Below are 15,008 nucleotides of genomic sequence, written 5' to 3' on the forward strand. Positions count from 1 at the left end.
TTTATATTAATTTAAGATTAGGTTGTGATATAGTAGTAACTAATAATTTTAAATCTTACATAAATAGAAGGTGAAGGAATGCGTTATTTAACAGCAGGTGAATCGCATGGTCCCCAATTAACTACGATAATTGAAGGCGTTCCAGCGGGTTTACCAATATTATCAGAAGAAATTAATGTTGAACTTCGTAGACGTCAAGGTGGCTATGGTAGAGGTCGAAGAATGCAGATTGAAAAAGATACTGCACAAATTACAAGTGGTGTTCGACATGGCTATACATTAGGTTCGCCAATCGCATTAGTTGTCGAAAATAAGGACTTCACTCACTGGACTAATATTATGGGTGCTGAGCCTCTAGAAAATTTAGAGTATGAAGGTAAAAGAAGTATTACTAAACCTAGACCAGGTCATGCAGATTTAAATGGTGCGATAAAATATGGATTTAGGGATGTTCGTAATGTATTAGAACGTTCATCTGCTCGTGAAACGACAGTTCGTGTAGCAGCAGGTGCAGTTGCAAAGAAACTATTATCAGAAGTGGGCATTACAATTGCTAGCCACGTAATTGAAATTGGTGGAGTCAAAGCAAAAGAAATGGAATATCAAAATGTAGCAGATTTACATAAGCAAGCTGAGGATTCTGAAGTAAGATGTATCGATCAAGATGCGACTGAACAGATGAAACAATTAATAGATGAAGCGAAACAAAATGGAGATTCATTAGGTGGTATTGTAGAAGTTGTTGTAGAAGGTATGCCACCAGGAGTTGGAAGCTACGTTCATTATGATCGTAAACTAGACTCTAAAATAGCCGGAGCAATTGTTAGTATTAATGCTTTTAAAGGTGTAGAATTTGGAATCGGCTTTAAAGCTGGATCAGTCCCTGGAAGTGAAGTGCATGACGAAATTGCTTTTTCTGAAGAGAAAGGGTATTACCGTCATTCAAATAACGCAGGTGGTTTCGAAGGTGGTATGACGACAGGAATGCCGATTGTCGTACGCGCTGTTATGAAGCCGATCCCAACATTGTACAAGCCATTAAAAACAGTAGATATCGAGACGAAAGAAATTTATGAAGCAAGTATCGAACGTTCTGATAGCTGTGCAGTACCTGCAGCTTCAGTCGTGGCTGAGCACATTGTTGCTTGGGAGGTTGCAAAAGCAATTGTTGAGCAATTTGAGTCTGATCAATTAGACCGTTTAAAAGGAAATATTGAAGAGTACCGTGAGTATGCGAGGAAGTTTTAATGGAAGTCATCGCTGTCAATACAAGCTCTAAACAATACAATGTTTGTATTGGATTTGATATATTAAATGGTTTACAGTCTATGATTGAAGGTTTTTCACCGAAAGTTTCGAAAATATTGATCATTACTGATGATCATGTTGCTCCTTATTATTTAGAAGAAGTTAAAAAGCAGTTATCAAATTTCGATGAATATATTATTCCAAGTGGTGAACAAAGTAAAAGTTTCACTTACTATGAAAAGTGTTTAGCAAAATGTTTTGAAAGTAAATTGGATCGTAATAGTTTAATCATTGCTTTAGGCGGAGGCGTCGTTGGAGACCTAGCAGGCTTTGTTGCAGCAACATATATGCGAGGCATACGATTCGTTCAAATGCCTACAACTCTACTAGCTCATGATAGCGCGATCGGTGGTAAGGTAGCGATCAATCTACCAGCAGCTAAAAATATTGTTGGAGCGTTTTATCAGCCTGAGCTTGTACTCTATGAACTTAACTTTTTACAGTCTTTACCGATCAATGAATGGCGTTCTGGTTTTGCTGAAATCATTAAAGAAGCACTGATTTCATCTAAAGACAATATTTCTTGGTTGATGAATCAGATCCATCATCTTGAAAACCTTGATCAACATGTAATTGAAAAATGCGTTTTAATGGGAATTCAGGTGAAAAATCAAATTGTTTCAAAGGATGAAAGAGAAAGTGGCATTCGTGCTTATTTAAATTTAGGTCATACACTGGGACATGCAATAGAAGCGTATTTAGGATATTCAAAAACAACTCACGGTGAAGCAATTGCATTTGGAACGCTTTTTGCGGTATATATGAGTGAACAGTTATTTGAAGTAGACTTATCGTTTCAGGAACTTGTGCAATGGTTTAAACAACTTAATTATCCTTTTTACATGGATTTAGAAACAGAATCGATCATTCAATTAATGAAACAAGATAAGAAAAACATTGATTTAAAAATAAATTATGTACTATTAAAAGATTTCGGAAAACCAATTTTATGTGAATTAGATGAACATGTCATTAAAGAACAATTGAATCGTTTTCTTACGATGTTAACTAAATAATCTTAATAGGAAATGATGTTTTGATACGACAATCAATCAAAATATCATTTTCTTTTTCTAAAGAACTTTTCATAAGCGAAAGTAAGTAAATATATTTTCGCAAATTTATTGAATAATTTAGGGTAATTAGTCGAACAGATTTTTCTTAAAAAAAAAGGTTTGAAACCATAAAAATGGAATGTAAATAACATATAGAAAGGTTTTAAAAGGTGTCTAAAATGAACAATTCACATTCAAATCATAAAGTCAGTTTAGTTGGTGAAGTTACAATTCCTGGAGATAAGTCAATCTCTCATAGAGCAATCATGTTTGGTTCATTAGCAACTGGGGTGACTAAAGTTACGAACTTTTTATTAGGGGAAGATTGTTTAAGTACAATCGATTGCTTCCGAAAACTAGGCGTACATATTGACGTTCAAAAGGATGAAGTACTTGTCTATGGTAATGGTATTGAAGGACTGAAAGAATCAGAATCGGTATTAGATGTTGGAAACTCAGGTACAACAGCAAGACTTTTAATGGGAATCATTAGTGGATTGCCGTTTCATTCGGTTATCATTGGTGACGAGTCAATTGGAAAGAGACCGATGAAACGAGTGACAAAACCTTTAAAAATGATGGGCTCACAAATTGATGGACGTGATGATGCTACATATACACCGATTTCAATTAGAGGTGGCCAGTTAAAAGGAATTTCATATGAATCACCTGTTTCAAGTGCACAAGTAAAATCTTCAATCTTATTAGCAGGTTTATTTGCAGACGGTACAACAATCGTCTCTGAACCTGAAAAATCTCGTGATCATACTGAAAGAATGTTAAAGGCTTTTGGGTGTGAATTAGATGTTAGTGGAAATACCGTTTCTATTACAGGTGGTCAACAATTAAAAGCTACGAATGTGACTGTACCAGGTGATATATCTTCAGCGGCATTCTTCCTAGTAGCTGGTTCAATTATACCTAATAGTGAAATCCTATTAAAAAATGTTGGGGTTAATCCAACACGTATTGGAATTTTGACAGTTCTAGATAGAATGGGTGCGGATATTACATTAGAAAATGAAAAAGTTGTAAATGGTGAACCTATTGCAGATCTACGAGTGAAATCAGCAAAATTAAAAGGTACAATAATCGGTGGTGAAGAGATACCGACTTGTATTGATGAATTACCAATCTTGGCTTTAGCTGCCTCTCAAGCTGAAGGTGAAACGATTATTAAAGATGCTGAAGAGTTAAGAGTGAAAGAAACAGATCGTATTCAAACAGTCGTTACAGAACTAACAAAACTTGGAGTAAGCATTGAAGCGACAAAAGATGGTATGATTATACAAGGAAGTAATAAAGCTTTAAATGGCGCAAATGTAGCCTCTCACGGCGATCATAGAATGGGAATGATGTTATCAGTTGCATCTCTACTTGCAGATGGTGAAACTTTTATTGAAAATACAGAGTGTATAGCAGTATCTTTCCCAAATTTTAAAGAGCAATTACAAGAATTATTAAAGTAAGAAGTTCGGATTAAGAGGTGTTTTAATGAGTAATATTTATGAAGCTGTTCAGCTTATTGAAAATGGTCAAACTGAAAAAGGATTAGAGGTTTTAAAAAATAGTGTAAAAAATGCAAATGATGAAGAAAAATACGAAGCTGCAATTCTTTTTCAATCATTAGGATTACTTGATGAAGCAAAAAATATTATTGAAGATCTAGTGTATTTATATGATGACGATGAAGAATTAAAAATTATTTATGCAGAACTACTATTGGATCTTGATTTAGAAGATGAAGCCCTGGAAATCTTATTGACTATAAAAGAAAATAATGAAACAAAGGTTCAAGCTTTACTTTTAATGGCAGATTTATATCAAGTTCAAGGGCTTGATGAAGTTGCCGAACAAAAATTATTTGAAGCAAAAAGAATATTACCGAATGAACCAGTTGTAGATTTTGCATTAGGAGAATATTACTTTAGTAAGTATGATTATAAAAAGGCTATTCCATTCTACGAGAAGCTAATGAATCAAGATATTGAAGTAAATGGCGTAAGTAAAGAATTACGATTAGCTGAAAGCTTAAGTGCAGAAGGTGAATGGGAAGAAGCAATTCCTTTTTATGAAAAAGGGATCGAACAATCAAAAGACTTTCATACATTATTAGGTTATGGTATTACATTGTTTCAAGCAGAGCGTTATGCAGCATGTATCCCTATTTTCGAGGAAGCTATTTTCTTTGACCCAGAGTACTTAGTAGCTCATTTATGGTTAAGTAAAGCTTTTGACGTAGAAGGACAATATCAAGAGGGCTACGATATTTTACAAAAAGCTTTATTGGTGGATGAAACAAATGTAGAGTGCCTTATGTCAGCTGCCAAGTTAGCTCGTAAATTAAAAGATTTAGATTCAAGTAAAAAACACTTACAAGAAGCGCTAATTTATGATCCATCATTAATTGAGGCAGTTCAATTATTAGTGGGGATTTTATTTGAAGAAGAAGATTTCGATGAAATTATTGGTAGCGTTGAATTGGCAATAGAGCATGGAGCTTCTGATCCTCATTTTAATTGGGACTTAGGAAAAGCATATTACGGAATTGAAAAATATGATTTGGCATTAAATCAATATCGCTTAGCATATAATGACTTTAACCAAGAAATTTCCTTCCTAAAGGAATTCGGAGATTTATTATTTGAAGAAGGCTTAATTCAGGAAGCGAAAGAGGTATATTTAAAACTTCAAGATGATGAATACCTGCAGGAAGAAGTAAGAGAACGTCTTGACAGAATAAATGAAATTATGTAATATTCTTTATTCGCCAAAAAGGGGACAAATATGATGGACAGAGGAGGGATTTATAAAATGGCAACCCCTGTATCTGTGAACGAGAAGAAGGATTTTGTGAAATGGTTTTTAAGTAATTTTCAACTTAAGCAAAGAGAATGTGTTTGGATCTTAAATTATTTAATGAGCCATGATTACTTAATGAAAAAAGTTCATTTTGTAGAACAGTCTAAGTATTGTCCAAGAGGATTAGTGATGTCGACAAACTGTGTGAAAGAAGTGCCATTCCATTTTTATAAACAAAATGTAATGACGACAGATGCAGAAAAGTCATTTCATGATATTCGCCTGAATAGGGATGAAGATATTTATATCCAATTGAATTTTAAATCTTCTTTTCAATATCCAATGTTTGTTTCAGTTTTAGAAGAGAATCCTCATTTACCAAAAAACTTAAGCAGCAATGAAAAAGATCGGGTAATCGCTGAAAAGCTCCTTTCTGATTCATTAATAAATTTCCAAAGAGATCGTTTAATGAGACTGATTGATGAAGCCTTAGATCAACAAGATGCAAAAAGGTTTCAGGAATTAACAAATCAATTAAAAACGTTAATTACTTAAAGAATTGATTAACTGAAAGTCCTCATTTTTTGAGGGCTTTTTTTCTTTCTTAAAATAGTATTATATGGTTAAATGGAAAATAGATATTTGTTCACAAAAATTTCACAATTATGTTTAAGGTATTTTCAAATAGGAAGAAGGAAGCAAAATGAAATGGACGACAAGTGATTTAGAACAGGTTTTAGCACATCAACAATACATAGATACAATCATTGTGCCACTATGTCCTGTATCTTTACATAAGGATCAGATCAGTCTTGCAGAGCAACGTGAGGATCTAATTATTCTTACATCAGAAATTGAACGTACATATAAAGGTAGGGTTGTAATTGCTCCAGAATTTACTTATTTATTAGGGGAAAACAACAAATTAGACCGTTTAAATGAGTGGCATCAAGAGTTTATCCAAAGTGGAATGAAACATGTTTTTTATTTGACATGTGATTATGATTGGAAACAATTAAATGCTGAGTTTAACGAAACTTTAATTTGGTTACCAGCACTAAACATTAATAATTTAGATGAGACTACGCAAAGAGTAATTGTTGATAAACAATTAACGCATTTAAATGCATTATTTTCTAAAATATGGGGATAAAAATAAAAACAACATTATTAATATGATTATTATTAGGATATTATTGACCTTCTAAATTTGTTATTATATTATGAAAGTGTCCTAGTTTTATTATTATAGCTGTTGTCCGTACAGGAGTACTTGTGATAGAGGGGGGAATTTTCATGAGTGAAAAGGTTTCAAGACGCCAGTTCTTAAACTACACGTTAACTGGTGTAGGCGGTTTCATGGCTGCAGGAATGCTAATGCCATTAGCACGCTTTGCAATTGACCCAGTTTTACAAAAAGAAGAAGCTGGATCATTAGTGCAGGTAGGATTACTGAAAGATTTAACAAATGAACCAAAACGATTTGACTTTAAAGTTAAGCAAGTTGATGGTTGGGTAAAATCTGATGCTCCTCATTCTGCATGGGTTTACAAGGACGAAAATGGAGACATTGTCGCATTATCACCTGTTTGTAAGCACTTAGGCTGTACAGTAGGTTGGAATGACAACAAAGAACATCCAGAGCAATTTTTCTGTCCATGTCATGGTGGTCGTTACGAAAAAAGCGGTCAAAATATCAAAGGAACACCACCACTTGCACCACTAGATCAATATCAAGTAAAAGTGGAAAAAGATGCTTTTTATCTTGGTAAAGCGTTACCACAAGGAGGAAAATAATCGTGTTAAACAAAATTTACGACTGGGTAGATGAGCGATTAGAAATTACACCTCTGTGGAGAGATATCGCTGATCATGAAGTACCTGAACACGTTAATCCAGCACATCATTTTTCAGCATTCGTATATTGCTTTGGTGGATTAACATTTTTCGTTACAGTAATTCAAATTTTATCTGGAATGTTCTTAACAATGTATTATGTTCCGGATATTAAAAATGCATGGGAATCTGTTTATTACTTACAAAACAACGTTGCATACGGACAAATCGTTCGTGGTATGCATCACTGGGGTGCAAGTTTAGTAATTGTTATGATGTTTTTACATACTTTACGTGTATTCTTCCAAGGCGCATATAAAAAGCCTCGTGAGCTTAACTGGATTGTAGGGGTTTTAATTTTCTTCGTAATGCTTGGATTAGGCTTTACTGGATATTTATTACCTTGGGATATGAAAGCATTATTTGCGACAAAAGTAGGTCTGCAAATTGCTGAACAAACACCATTTATTGGTAAGCAAGTAAAAACGTTAATTGCAGGTCATCCAGAAATCATTGGTGCACAAACACTTACTCGTTTCTTCGCAATTCATGTATTCTTCTTACCTGGTGCTTTACTTGCTCTTATGGGTGCGCATTTCTTAATCATTCGTAAGCAAGGTATTTCAGGTCCACTATAAGATTTAGTGCATGGGCTTTAGTTACAGACTAAAGTGTGTCGAATAAAGGAGGGAGAACATGCATCGCGGTAAAGGAATGAAATTTGTAGGTGACTCACGTGTACCTGCAATGGCAGGTCGTAAAGCAAATATTCCAAAAGATTATTCTGAGTATCCTGGTAAAACTGAAGCATTCTGGCCAAACTTCTTATTAAAAGAATGGATGGTAGGAGCAGTTTTCTTAGCTGGATTCTTAACATTAACAATTGCACATCCATCTCCACTTGAGAGGGTTGCAGATCCAACTGATACTGGTTATACACCATTACCAGACTGGTATTTCTTATTCTTATATCAATTCTTAAAATATAGCTTTGCTTCAGGTGACTATAACGTATTAGGTGCTTTCGTAATTCCTGGTCTAGCGTTTGGTGGCTTATTATTAGCGCCATTTTTAGACCGTAGTACAGAAAGAAGACCTTCTAAACGTCCTTTAGCTACTGGCTTTATGTTACTTGGTTTTGCAGGGGTTATTTATTTAACATGGGAAGCAACTGCTCACCATGATTGGAAAAAACAAAAAGAGCAAGGTAAAATCCGTGCCTTTGTTGAACTAAATAAAGAAGATCCTGCATATAAGTTATTACAAACAAATACATGTGTATCATGTCATGGTGATAACCTTGAAGGTGGAGCGGCAGCGCCTAGTCTTCAAAACAGTGGTTTAAAACCTGAAGAAATTGCAGAAATTGCAAAAAACGGTCAAAAAGCAATGCCAGCTGGTGTATTTAAAGGTACTGATGAAGAACTGAAAATCCTAGCTGAATTTGTTTCAAAAGCTGGTCAAGCAGCTGAATAATAAAGAAGAGTCGAATTTTCGACTCTTTTTTTAATACATATTTTATACTGAAATAGTAACATGTCTGATAGGTCTTTTGTCATTGGAATTGTGAACTTTGTGTTATAAAATAAGTATAGTCATAAAGTACAAATGAAAGTGAAGTGTGAATGTGAACATTCTTTACAGTTTAATGAGGCTACGTTCGAGTTTAATTGCCTTATTCATAGTAAATGTACTTGGAACAATCTATGGCTATTACTGGTACAAATCTCAATTAATTGAGACACCGAGCTGGCTCCGAATTGTTGTTCCAGATAGCCCAACTGCATCACTCTTTTTTTGTTTTGTTTTATTATTATGGATATTTAGAAAACAAAATGGATTAATAGAAGCATTAGCATATGTAAGTTTAGTTAAATATGGTATTTGGGCAGTTGCCATGAATGGAGCTGTTTTATATATTGATGGTGGACTTGATAAGATTGCTTATATGTTAATCTTCTCGCATGGCTGCATGGCACTTCAAGCGATTCTCTATGCCCCTATGTTTAAAGTGAAGAGATGGCATTTAGCGCTTGCTAGTATATGGATTTTACAAGATTTAATTTTTGATTATGTATTTGGAACAATGCCTACATATCATATGCTTGGATTTTACATAGATTGGATTGCTTTATTTACTTTTTGGTTATCAATATTTGTGATTTTAATTGCTTATTTCCAGTTAATTTTTAAAAATAGAGCTTCCATCTGATCAGTTCTATTCTTGTCCGTTCTCTCATAATTATTAGTAGTTATGAGGGAGGGATTTGATGAAAAAATTAATAGTGGGAATCAGCATTTTTTTTATTTTCTTTTCATTTCACCATCAAAAAGGTTTAGCTAAAATAGATTCGGAAACAACTCTAATAGAAAAATCACTATCTTTAGTTCAAGAAGGTGATTATGTTCATAGTGCAAATCTCATTGAACAATTTGAAGTAAAGTATATGGAAAATGCTAAAAAGAATAAGGATTTTACACCAAAAGATTTAGAAACAATTTCAGTTACATTCCAAAATGCTTTGCAAACATTAGAAAATGATGCCAGTGATTCACAAGAAAAAATTGCAAAAGTACTTGGATTAAGACTATTAATTGACGCTAGGGAAACGTCTGTTCAGCCGATGTGGAAAGAAATGAAAAATGCAGTTATGACACCTTTACATAATATGGACTCAGCGTTTGAAAGAGGCAATACAGAAGCATATGATATTCAACTAAATCAGTTTTTACACCAATTTGAGATTATATATCCAAGTTTATTAAGTGATCTCTCGTATGATGAAGTAAAGAAAATCAATTCTCTCGTTTCATTTTTAGATGACTATCGTGTAAACAAAGAAGCTTTACCTGCATTTAGTCAAAAATTAGATCAAACTCAAACAGAGTTATTAATGATTTTTGAACAAGGAAACTCAATATTTCCACCAGCAACATTTTGGACATTATTTACAACAGGTGGTATTATTGTCGGTACTCTTTGTTATGTGGGATGGAGAAAATATATAGGAGAGCGCAATAAAAACAAAAAGCAAAGAGAGCATAATGATTGACAAATTTCTCGTTTAATCATTACAATATCCTAAAATATCTTTCTTTGGAGGAATAGTAATGGGCTTTTTAATTTACTTTCTAATTGTATTAATCATACCGATTTATGCACAATTTAAAGTTAAATCTACATTTAATAAATATGCAAAAGTAAGCTCTACATCAGGCATGTCAGGTGCAGAAGTAGCAAGAAAAATATTAAATGATAATGGATTGTTTAATGTTGCAGTAGAAGAAACTCGTGGATATTTATCAGATCACTATGATCCACGTGCCAAAGTAGTTCGTTTATCATCAGCGAATTATCATGGGCATACTGTTGCAGGTACTGCAGTTGCAGCGCACGAAGTAGGTCATGCAATCCAAGATGCAAAAGATTATGGCTTCTTAAGATTTCGACATTCTTTAGTACCTGTCGCAAATTTCAGCTCAAACTTTTCGTGGATCTTTATCTTAATTGGGATCTTTTCGCAGGCATCAGGAATGTTATTAGTAGGTATTCTCCTTTTAGCACTTGGTGTTTTATTCCAAGTTGTAACTTTACCAGTTGAATTTAACGCATCTAGCCGAGCATTAACTCAACTGACAACAAGTGGGATTATTAATTCGAACGAAAATGTGTATGCAAAACGTGTATTGAATGCAGCAGCATTAACATATGTAGCAGCAGCAGCTGTAGCAGTGCTGGAGTTATTACGTTTAGTATTAATCTATACAGGAATGCAAAACGACGAAGATTAATGCAAAAAGAGGTTCTTAGGCATATGCTAAGAACCTCTTTTTTTTATGGTTGAATCGGAACTTTATTTTCATCAAGTGTAAAGCCTTCTCCCAATACATCGTGAACTTCTGTAACAGCAACGAATGCATGAGGGTCAATATCTTGAATAATATTTTTTAAATGCACTAATTCATTCTTTGGAACGACACAGAATAAAACATCTTTACTTTCACCAGTAAAAGTACCAGTACCTTTTAAGTAAGTTGCTCCTCGTTCCATCTCCTTCATAATACGGGCAGCAATCTGATCATTTTTATCTGAAATAATATTTGCTCCACGTGCAGCATAAGCTCCTTCTTGCATGAAGTCGATAATTCTTGCTCCAACGAATACAGCAACTAATGTGTACATGGCTTCATAAGCTTTTAAATATGTTAATAATGATAATGTGATAACAACGAAGTCGAAAACAAACATTGTTTTACCCATATTGATGCCTTTGTATTTATAGACTAGACGAGCAATTATATCAACACCACCTGTTGTACCACCGAAACGAAAAATGATTCCAAGACCAACTCCAATAAATACACCAGCAAATAATGAAGCTAACATTAAATCTCCGTGTACATCAATTGTAAATGGGAATTTCTCAAATAATTTTAAGAAAAATGAAACTGCAACTGTTCCAATAATTGTATAGAGCATTGTAACTGTTCCAAGTAATCTCCATCCAATAAAAAACAATGGAATATTTAACGCTAAATTTGAAATCCATACAGGAATATGAAGTTCTGCTAAAAGAATTAAGTTAATCCCTGTAAATCCTCCTTCAGCTAGGTTGTTTGGAATATTAATATTCAAAATACCAAATGAAAAAATTGCAGAGCCTAAAAGAATAAAAAAGATGTTACGTAACTTCAAATTAAAAATCATAAACTTCCTCCATACTATTAAAATCACCCTAAACTCTTATTTTTATCTTATATTGTATTTTTTTCAAGTAAAATAATATATAATTTGTCAAAATGTGGTCATTTCGATAAGATTTAGTTGAGGAGTTGATATTAGTATGCACGAAAAAACGATGAAAGAAATGCAAAATGAAGTAGATACATATATTGGACAATTTAAAGAGGGTTATTTTAGTCCTTTAGCAATGATGGCTCGTTTAACTGAAGAAATGGGTGAATTAGCTAGAGAAATTAATCATACATATGGTGAAAAACCAAAAAAGAGTACAGAAAAAGAAAAACTAATTGAAGAAGAGCTGGGCGATGTATTATTCGTAATGATTTGTTTGGCAAATAGTTTAAATATCGATTTACAAGAAGCCCATGATATGGTTATGGATAAATTTAATACTAGGGATAAAGATCGTTGGACAAGGAAGGATTGAATCGTATGGAGAAAGTAATTCGCGTTGTTTTGGCAGGACCAAGAGGAAAGATGGGAACTGAAGCACTTCAGTTAATCGAAAGAACTGAGCATTTTGAGCTAGTTTCAGCAGTAGATTATAAGTATGGCGGTGGGACTGTTCAACAGTTTTATCCGGGGTATCAAGGCGAAGCAGCTGTTTATGAAACGCTAGAAGAATGTATTGAAAATGAAAAATTTGATGTTTTAGTTGACTTAACAACGCCTGAAATTGGCAAAAAACATGCGTTTTTATCATTGAAAAACGGCATCCGACCTGTTATTGGTACGACAGGTTTTACGAATGATGAATTAGCTGAATTAAAAGAACTAGCTTCCCAAAATGGTTTAGGCTGTATTATTGCGCCGAATTTTGCAATTGGAGCGATTTTAATGATGAAGTTTTCTGCAATGGCTGCTAAATATTTTAAAGACATCGAAATCATTGAGCTTCATCATGATCAAAAATTAGATGCACCTTCTGGTACAGCACTTAAAACTGTACAAATGATCGAGGAAGCACGAGAATATAAACGACAAGGTCATCCAAGTGAAGTTGAAACTGAAAAAGGAGCAAGAGGAGCAGAAATGAATGGCATGAGAGTACATAGTGTAAGATTGCCTGGATTAGTTGCTCACCAACAAGTTTTATTTGGAGGAGACGGGCAATTATTAACAGTCCGTCATGATTCTATGAATAGAGCATCCTTCATGTCAGGTGTAAAGGTTTCAATTGAAGAGGTTATGAAGCTTTCTGAACTTATATATGGCTTAGAAAATATTATGGATTGATATGGAATCTACTTTCATCAAGATGCAATGAGAACTAATGCTCTTGAACCTGGTTTACGTATGACTATGTAATGTATACCAAATACCTATTGCGACAAACAATTACAGCAAAGACAATTAGAAAATTTTTAAGTTAGTTAGGAAGTGAGTGAATAAATTGGATTATTTTGATGTGTTAGCATTTGGTGCTCATCCTGATGATGTTGAAATAGGGATGGCTGGGACAATTGCGAAACTAACAAAGTTAGGATATAAAGTAGCAATCTGTGATTTAACTGAAGCAGAACTTTCCTCAAACGGTGATACAACAACAAGAAGAAAAGAAGCTGAAAAAGCAGATGAAGTACTAGGGGTTAAAAAACGGTTCAATTTGTCATTACCTGACAGAGGACTTTATTTACATGAAGGTGCCATTAAGGAAGTCGTTCAATTAATTCGAATGACAAAACCAAGTATTGTATTTTCTCCATATGAAATTGATCGTCATCCAGATCATGGTAATTGTACAAAAATAATTGAAGAAGCAGTTTTTTCTGCAGGCATTCGAAAATACAGTTCATCTTCAAATTATGAAGCCCATAAAGTCAAAAATGTTTTCCAATACATGATTAATGGCTTCCACAAACCGGATTTTATTGTTGATATTTCAGAAACAATTAATGATAAACAATTGGCTTTAGAAGCATATGAAAGCCAATTTACACCTGGTGAATCTGGTGTAGTAACGCCATTAACAAATGACTATGTAAATAGTGTGATAGCTAGAGAAAAGATGATTGGAAAAGAAGTAGGTATTTCATATGGTGAAGGGTTTATGAGTAAAAAACCTCTTTTGCTAAATGCTGATTGGCTTCTTTAAGAACGAATACAGAGAAGATTATTAGGAGAGATAAAATGAAGTTAAAAATTGGGATCACATGTTATCCTACTGTTGGTGGTTCTGGGGTTATCGCTACTGAACTAGGTAAATTATTAGCGGAGCAAGGACATGAGATTCATTTTATTTCATCAAGTATGCCTTTTCGATTAAATAAAGTAAATCCAAATATTTACTATCATGCTGTAGAAGTAAATCAGTACTCGGTATTTCAGTACCCTCCGTATGATTTAGCTTTAGCTAGTAAAATGGCTGAAGTTGCGAATCGTGAAAAATTAGATATTCTACATGTTCATTATGCAATTCCTCATGCAGTTTGTGCTTTTCTAGCAAAACAAATGATTCACCATGAGGTGAAAATTGTTACAACTTTACACGGAACGGATATTACGGTACTAGGTTACGATCCATCTTTAACAGAATTAATTAAATTTGGAATTGAAAAATCTGATGCAGTTACTGCTGTTTCGAACGATTTAATTCTTCAAACAAATGATCTTGTTAGTCCGGATAAGGATATTCAAACAGTTTACAATTTCATCGATGAAAGAGTTTACTATAAACGGAATTGTCGGGCATTAAAGGCTGAGTACGGAATAGAAGAACATGAAAAAGTCATTATTCATATATCTAATTTTAGACAAGTAAAGCGAACAAAAGATGTTGTAAATGTTTTTAATTTAGTTCGAAAAGAAATCCCAGCGAAACTTCTATTAGTTGGTGATGGGCCAGAACTTTCAGTGCTTTGTAAATTAGTAAATGAACTTGGAATAGAAAAAGATGTATTATTTTTAGGGAAACAAGAAAATGTTGAAGAATTATTATCGATGAGTGATGTGAAACTGTTATTATCATCAAAAGAAAGCTTTGGTCTTGTACTTTTAGAAGCAATGGCATGTGGCGTACCATGTATCGGTACAAGAGTGGGTGGAATTCCTGAAGTGATTGAACATGGTGAGAATGGTTATCTTTGTGATTTGGGTGATATTGAACAAATTACGTATCACACACTAAATTTATTAAAAGATGAGGAATTGCACCAGAAAATTTCTAAACGCGCAATTGAACTAGTAAAGGAACGATTCCATTCATCTCAGATTCTTTCACAATATTTATCAATCTATAAGGATTTATTAGGGCTGAATTGACC

The 15,008-nt window shown here is 33.8% G+C and carries 17 protein-coding genes; 16 read left to right on the forward strand and 1 reads right to left on the reverse strand.

What is annotated here, in order from left to right:
• Nucleotides 1–78: 78 nt before the first annotated feature.
• The 12 genes from aroC to CAB05_RS08665 all read left to right on the forward strand — a co-directional run bounded on the left by aroC (nt 79) and on the right by CAB05_RS08665 (nt 10,793).
• Complete coding sequence (gene aroC / locus CAB05_RS08610; RefSeq protein WP_087999412.1) at nt 79–1,248, forward strand: chorismate synthase; 1,170 nt, start codon at nt 79–81, stop codon at nt 1,246–1,248.
• Nucleotides 1,248–2,324, forward strand: a complete 1,077-nt coding sequence (gene aroB, locus CAB05_RS08615) for a 3-dehydroquinate synthase (protein WP_087999413.1) — start codon at nt 1,248–1,250, stop codon at nt 2,322–2,324. The genes aroC and aroB overlap by 1 nt, the downstream gene beginning before the upstream one ends.
• Nucleotides 2,325–2,542: 218 nt before the next feature.
• The gene (aroA, locus tag CAB05_RS08620; RefSeq protein ID WP_087999414.1) at nt 2,543–3,832 is read left to right on the forward strand and encodes a 3-phosphoshikimate 1-carboxyvinyltransferase; all 1,290 of its coding nucleotides are present in this window, start codon (nt 2,543–2,545) and stop codon (nt 3,830–3,832) included.
• Nucleotides 3,833–3,857: 25 nt separating this feature from the next.
• On the forward strand, nt 3,858–5,120 hold the full coding sequence (locus tag CAB05_RS08625) for a tetratricopeptide repeat protein (RefSeq protein WP_087999415.1): 1,263 nt from the start codon (nt 3,858–3,860) through the stop codon (nt 5,118–5,120).
• A gap of 57 nt (nt 5,121–5,177) precedes the next feature.
• On the forward strand, nt 5,178–5,720 hold the full coding sequence (locus CAB05_RS08630) for a ReoY family proteolytic degradation factor (RefSeq protein ID WP_087999571.1): 543 nt from the start codon (nt 5,178–5,180) through the stop codon (nt 5,718–5,720).
• Between the two features lie 148 nt (nt 5,721–5,868).
• A complete protein-coding gene (locus CAB05_RS08635) occupies nt 5,869–6,318 on the forward strand; it encodes a DUF2487 family protein (RefSeq protein ID WP_087999416.1) in 450 nt (149 codons plus the stop codon).
• Between the two features lie 143 nt (nt 6,319–6,461).
• Nucleotides 6,462–6,962: a QcrA and Rieske domain-containing protein gene (locus CAB05_RS08640; protein WP_087999417.1), complete on the forward strand. Its 501-nt coding sequence runs from the start codon at nt 6,462–6,464 to the stop codon at nt 6,960–6,962.
• A 2-nt stretch (nt 6,963–6,964) separates the two neighbouring features.
• Nucleotides 6,965–7,639 carry a menaquinol-cytochrome c reductase cytochrome b subunit gene (gene qcrB / locus CAB05_RS08645; RefSeq protein WP_087999418.1) on the forward strand — a complete coding sequence of 225 codons (675 nt, stop codon included), beginning with the start codon at nt 6,965–6,967 and terminating at the stop codon, nt 7,637–7,639.
• 58 nt (nt 7,640–7,697) lie between these two features.
• Nucleotides 7,698–8,477 (forward strand): menaquinol-cytochrome c reductase cytochrome b/c subunit, encoded by a 780-nt coding sequence (locus CAB05_RS08650; protein ID WP_087999419.1) that lies wholly within the window; start codon nt 7,698–7,700, stop codon nt 8,475–8,477.
• A gap of 151 nt (nt 8,478–8,628) precedes the next feature.
• Nucleotides 8,629–9,213 (forward strand): DUF1405 domain-containing protein, encoded by a 585-nt coding sequence (locus CAB05_RS08655; RefSeq protein ID WP_174567280.1) that lies wholly within the window; start codon nt 8,629–8,631, stop codon nt 9,211–9,213.
• A 58-nt stretch (nt 9,214–9,271) separates the two neighbouring features.
• The gene (locus tag CAB05_RS08660) at nt 9,272–10,054 is read left to right on the forward strand and encodes a sporulation protein YpjB (protein WP_087999420.1); all 783 of its coding nucleotides are present in this window, start codon (nt 9,272–9,274) and stop codon (nt 10,052–10,054) included.
• A gap of 58 nt (nt 10,055–10,112) precedes the next feature.
• Entirely contained in the window at nt 10,113–10,793 is a 681-nt protein-coding gene (locus CAB05_RS08665) for a zinc metallopeptidase (protein ID WP_087999421.1), read from the forward strand.
• Between the two features lie 43 nt (nt 10,794–10,836).
• Here the strand turns inward: CAB05_RS08665 and CAB05_RS08670 are convergent, their stop codons facing one another.
• Nucleotides 10,837–11,709 carry a YitT family protein gene (locus CAB05_RS08670; RefSeq protein ID WP_087999422.1) on the reverse strand — a complete coding sequence of 291 codons (873 nt, stop codon included), beginning with the start codon at nt 11,707–11,709 and terminating at the stop codon, nt 10,837–10,839.
• 136 nt (nt 11,710–11,845) lie between these two features.
• Here CAB05_RS08670 and CAB05_RS08675 point away from each other — a divergent pair, with 136 nt between their 5' ends.
• The 4 genes from CAB05_RS08675 to bshA all read left to right on the forward strand — a co-directional run bounded on the left by CAB05_RS08675 (nt 11,846) and on the right by bshA (nt 15,006).
• On the forward strand, nt 11,846–12,172 hold the full coding sequence (locus CAB05_RS08675; RefSeq protein ID WP_087999423.1) for a nucleotide pyrophosphohydrolase: 327 nt from the start codon (nt 11,846–11,848) through the stop codon (nt 12,170–12,172).
• 5 nt (nt 12,173–12,177) lie between these two features.
• Complete coding sequence (gene dapB / locus CAB05_RS08680) at nt 12,178–12,981, forward strand: 4-hydroxy-tetrahydrodipicolinate reductase (RefSeq protein ID WP_087999424.1); 804 nt, start codon at nt 12,178–12,180, stop codon at nt 12,979–12,981.
• Between the two features lie 157 nt (nt 12,982–13,138).
• Complete coding sequence (gene bshB1 / locus CAB05_RS08685; protein WP_087999425.1) at nt 13,139–13,840, forward strand: bacillithiol biosynthesis deacetylase BshB1; 702 nt, start codon at nt 13,139–13,141, stop codon at nt 13,838–13,840.
• Nucleotides 13,841–13,875: 35 nt separating this feature from the next.
• Nucleotides 13,876–15,006: an N-acetyl-alpha-D-glucosaminyl L-malate synthase BshA gene (bshA, locus tag CAB05_RS08690; protein ID WP_087999426.1), complete on the forward strand. Its 1,131-nt coding sequence runs from the start codon at nt 13,876–13,878 to the stop codon at nt 15,004–15,006.
• Nucleotides 15,007–15,008: the final 2 nt, after the last annotated feature.

Source organism: Gottfriedia solisilvae, assembly GCF_002128405.1.
Classification (GTDB): Bacteria; Bacillota; Bacilli; order Bacillales; family Bacillaceae_G; genus Gottfriedia; species Gottfriedia solisilvae.

Bases quoted from the DNA above. Each gene is read 5' to 3' on its own strand.
- aroC (WP_087999412.1), top strand. From the start codon at position 79: ATGCGTTATTTAACAGCAGGTGAATCGCATGGTCCCCAATTAACTACG.
- aroB (WP_087999413.1), top strand. From the start codon at position 1,248: ATGGAAGTCATCGCTGTCAATACAAGCTCTAAACAATACAATGTTTGT.
- aroA (WP_087999414.1), top strand. From the start codon at position 2,543: ATGAACAATTCACATTCAAATCATAAAGTCAGTTTAGTTGGTGAAGTT.
- CAB05_RS08625 (WP_087999415.1), top strand. From the start codon at position 3,858: ATGAGTAATATTTATGAAGCTGTTCAGCTTATTGAAAATGGTCAAACT.
- CAB05_RS08630 (WP_087999571.1), top strand. From the start codon at position 5,178: ATGGCAACCCCTGTATCTGTGAACGAGAAGAAGGATTTTGTGAAATGG.
- CAB05_RS08635 (WP_087999416.1), top strand. From the start codon at position 5,869: ATGAAATGGACGACAAGTGATTTAGAACAGGTTTTAGCACATCAACAA.
- CAB05_RS08640 (WP_087999417.1), top strand. From the start codon at position 6,462: ATGAGTGAAAAGGTTTCAAGACGCCAGTTCTTAAACTACACGTTAACT.
- CAB05_RS08650 (WP_087999419.1), top strand. From the start codon at position 7,698: ATGCATCGCGGTAAAGGAATGAAATTTGTAGGTGACTCACGTGTACCT.
- CAB05_RS08660 (WP_087999420.1), top strand. From the start codon at position 9,272: ATGAAAAAATTAATAGTGGGAATCAGCATTTTTTTTATTTTCTTTTCA.
- CAB05_RS08665 (WP_087999421.1), top strand. From the start codon at position 10,113: ATGGGCTTTTTAATTTACTTTCTAATTGTATTAATCATACCGATTTAT.
- CAB05_RS08670 (WP_087999422.1), bottom strand. From the start codon at position 11,709: ATGATTTTTAATTTGAAGTTACGTAACATCTTTTTTATTCTTTTAGGC.
- CAB05_RS08675 (WP_087999423.1), top strand. From the start codon at position 11,846: ATGCACGAAAAAACGATGAAAGAAATGCAAAATGAAGTAGATACATAT.
- dapB (WP_087999424.1), top strand. From the start codon at position 12,178: ATGGAGAAAGTAATTCGCGTTGTTTTGGCAGGACCAAGAGGAAAGATG.
- bshA (WP_087999426.1), top strand. From the start codon at position 13,876: ATGAAGTTAAAAATTGGGATCACATGTTATCCTACTGTTGGTGGTTCT.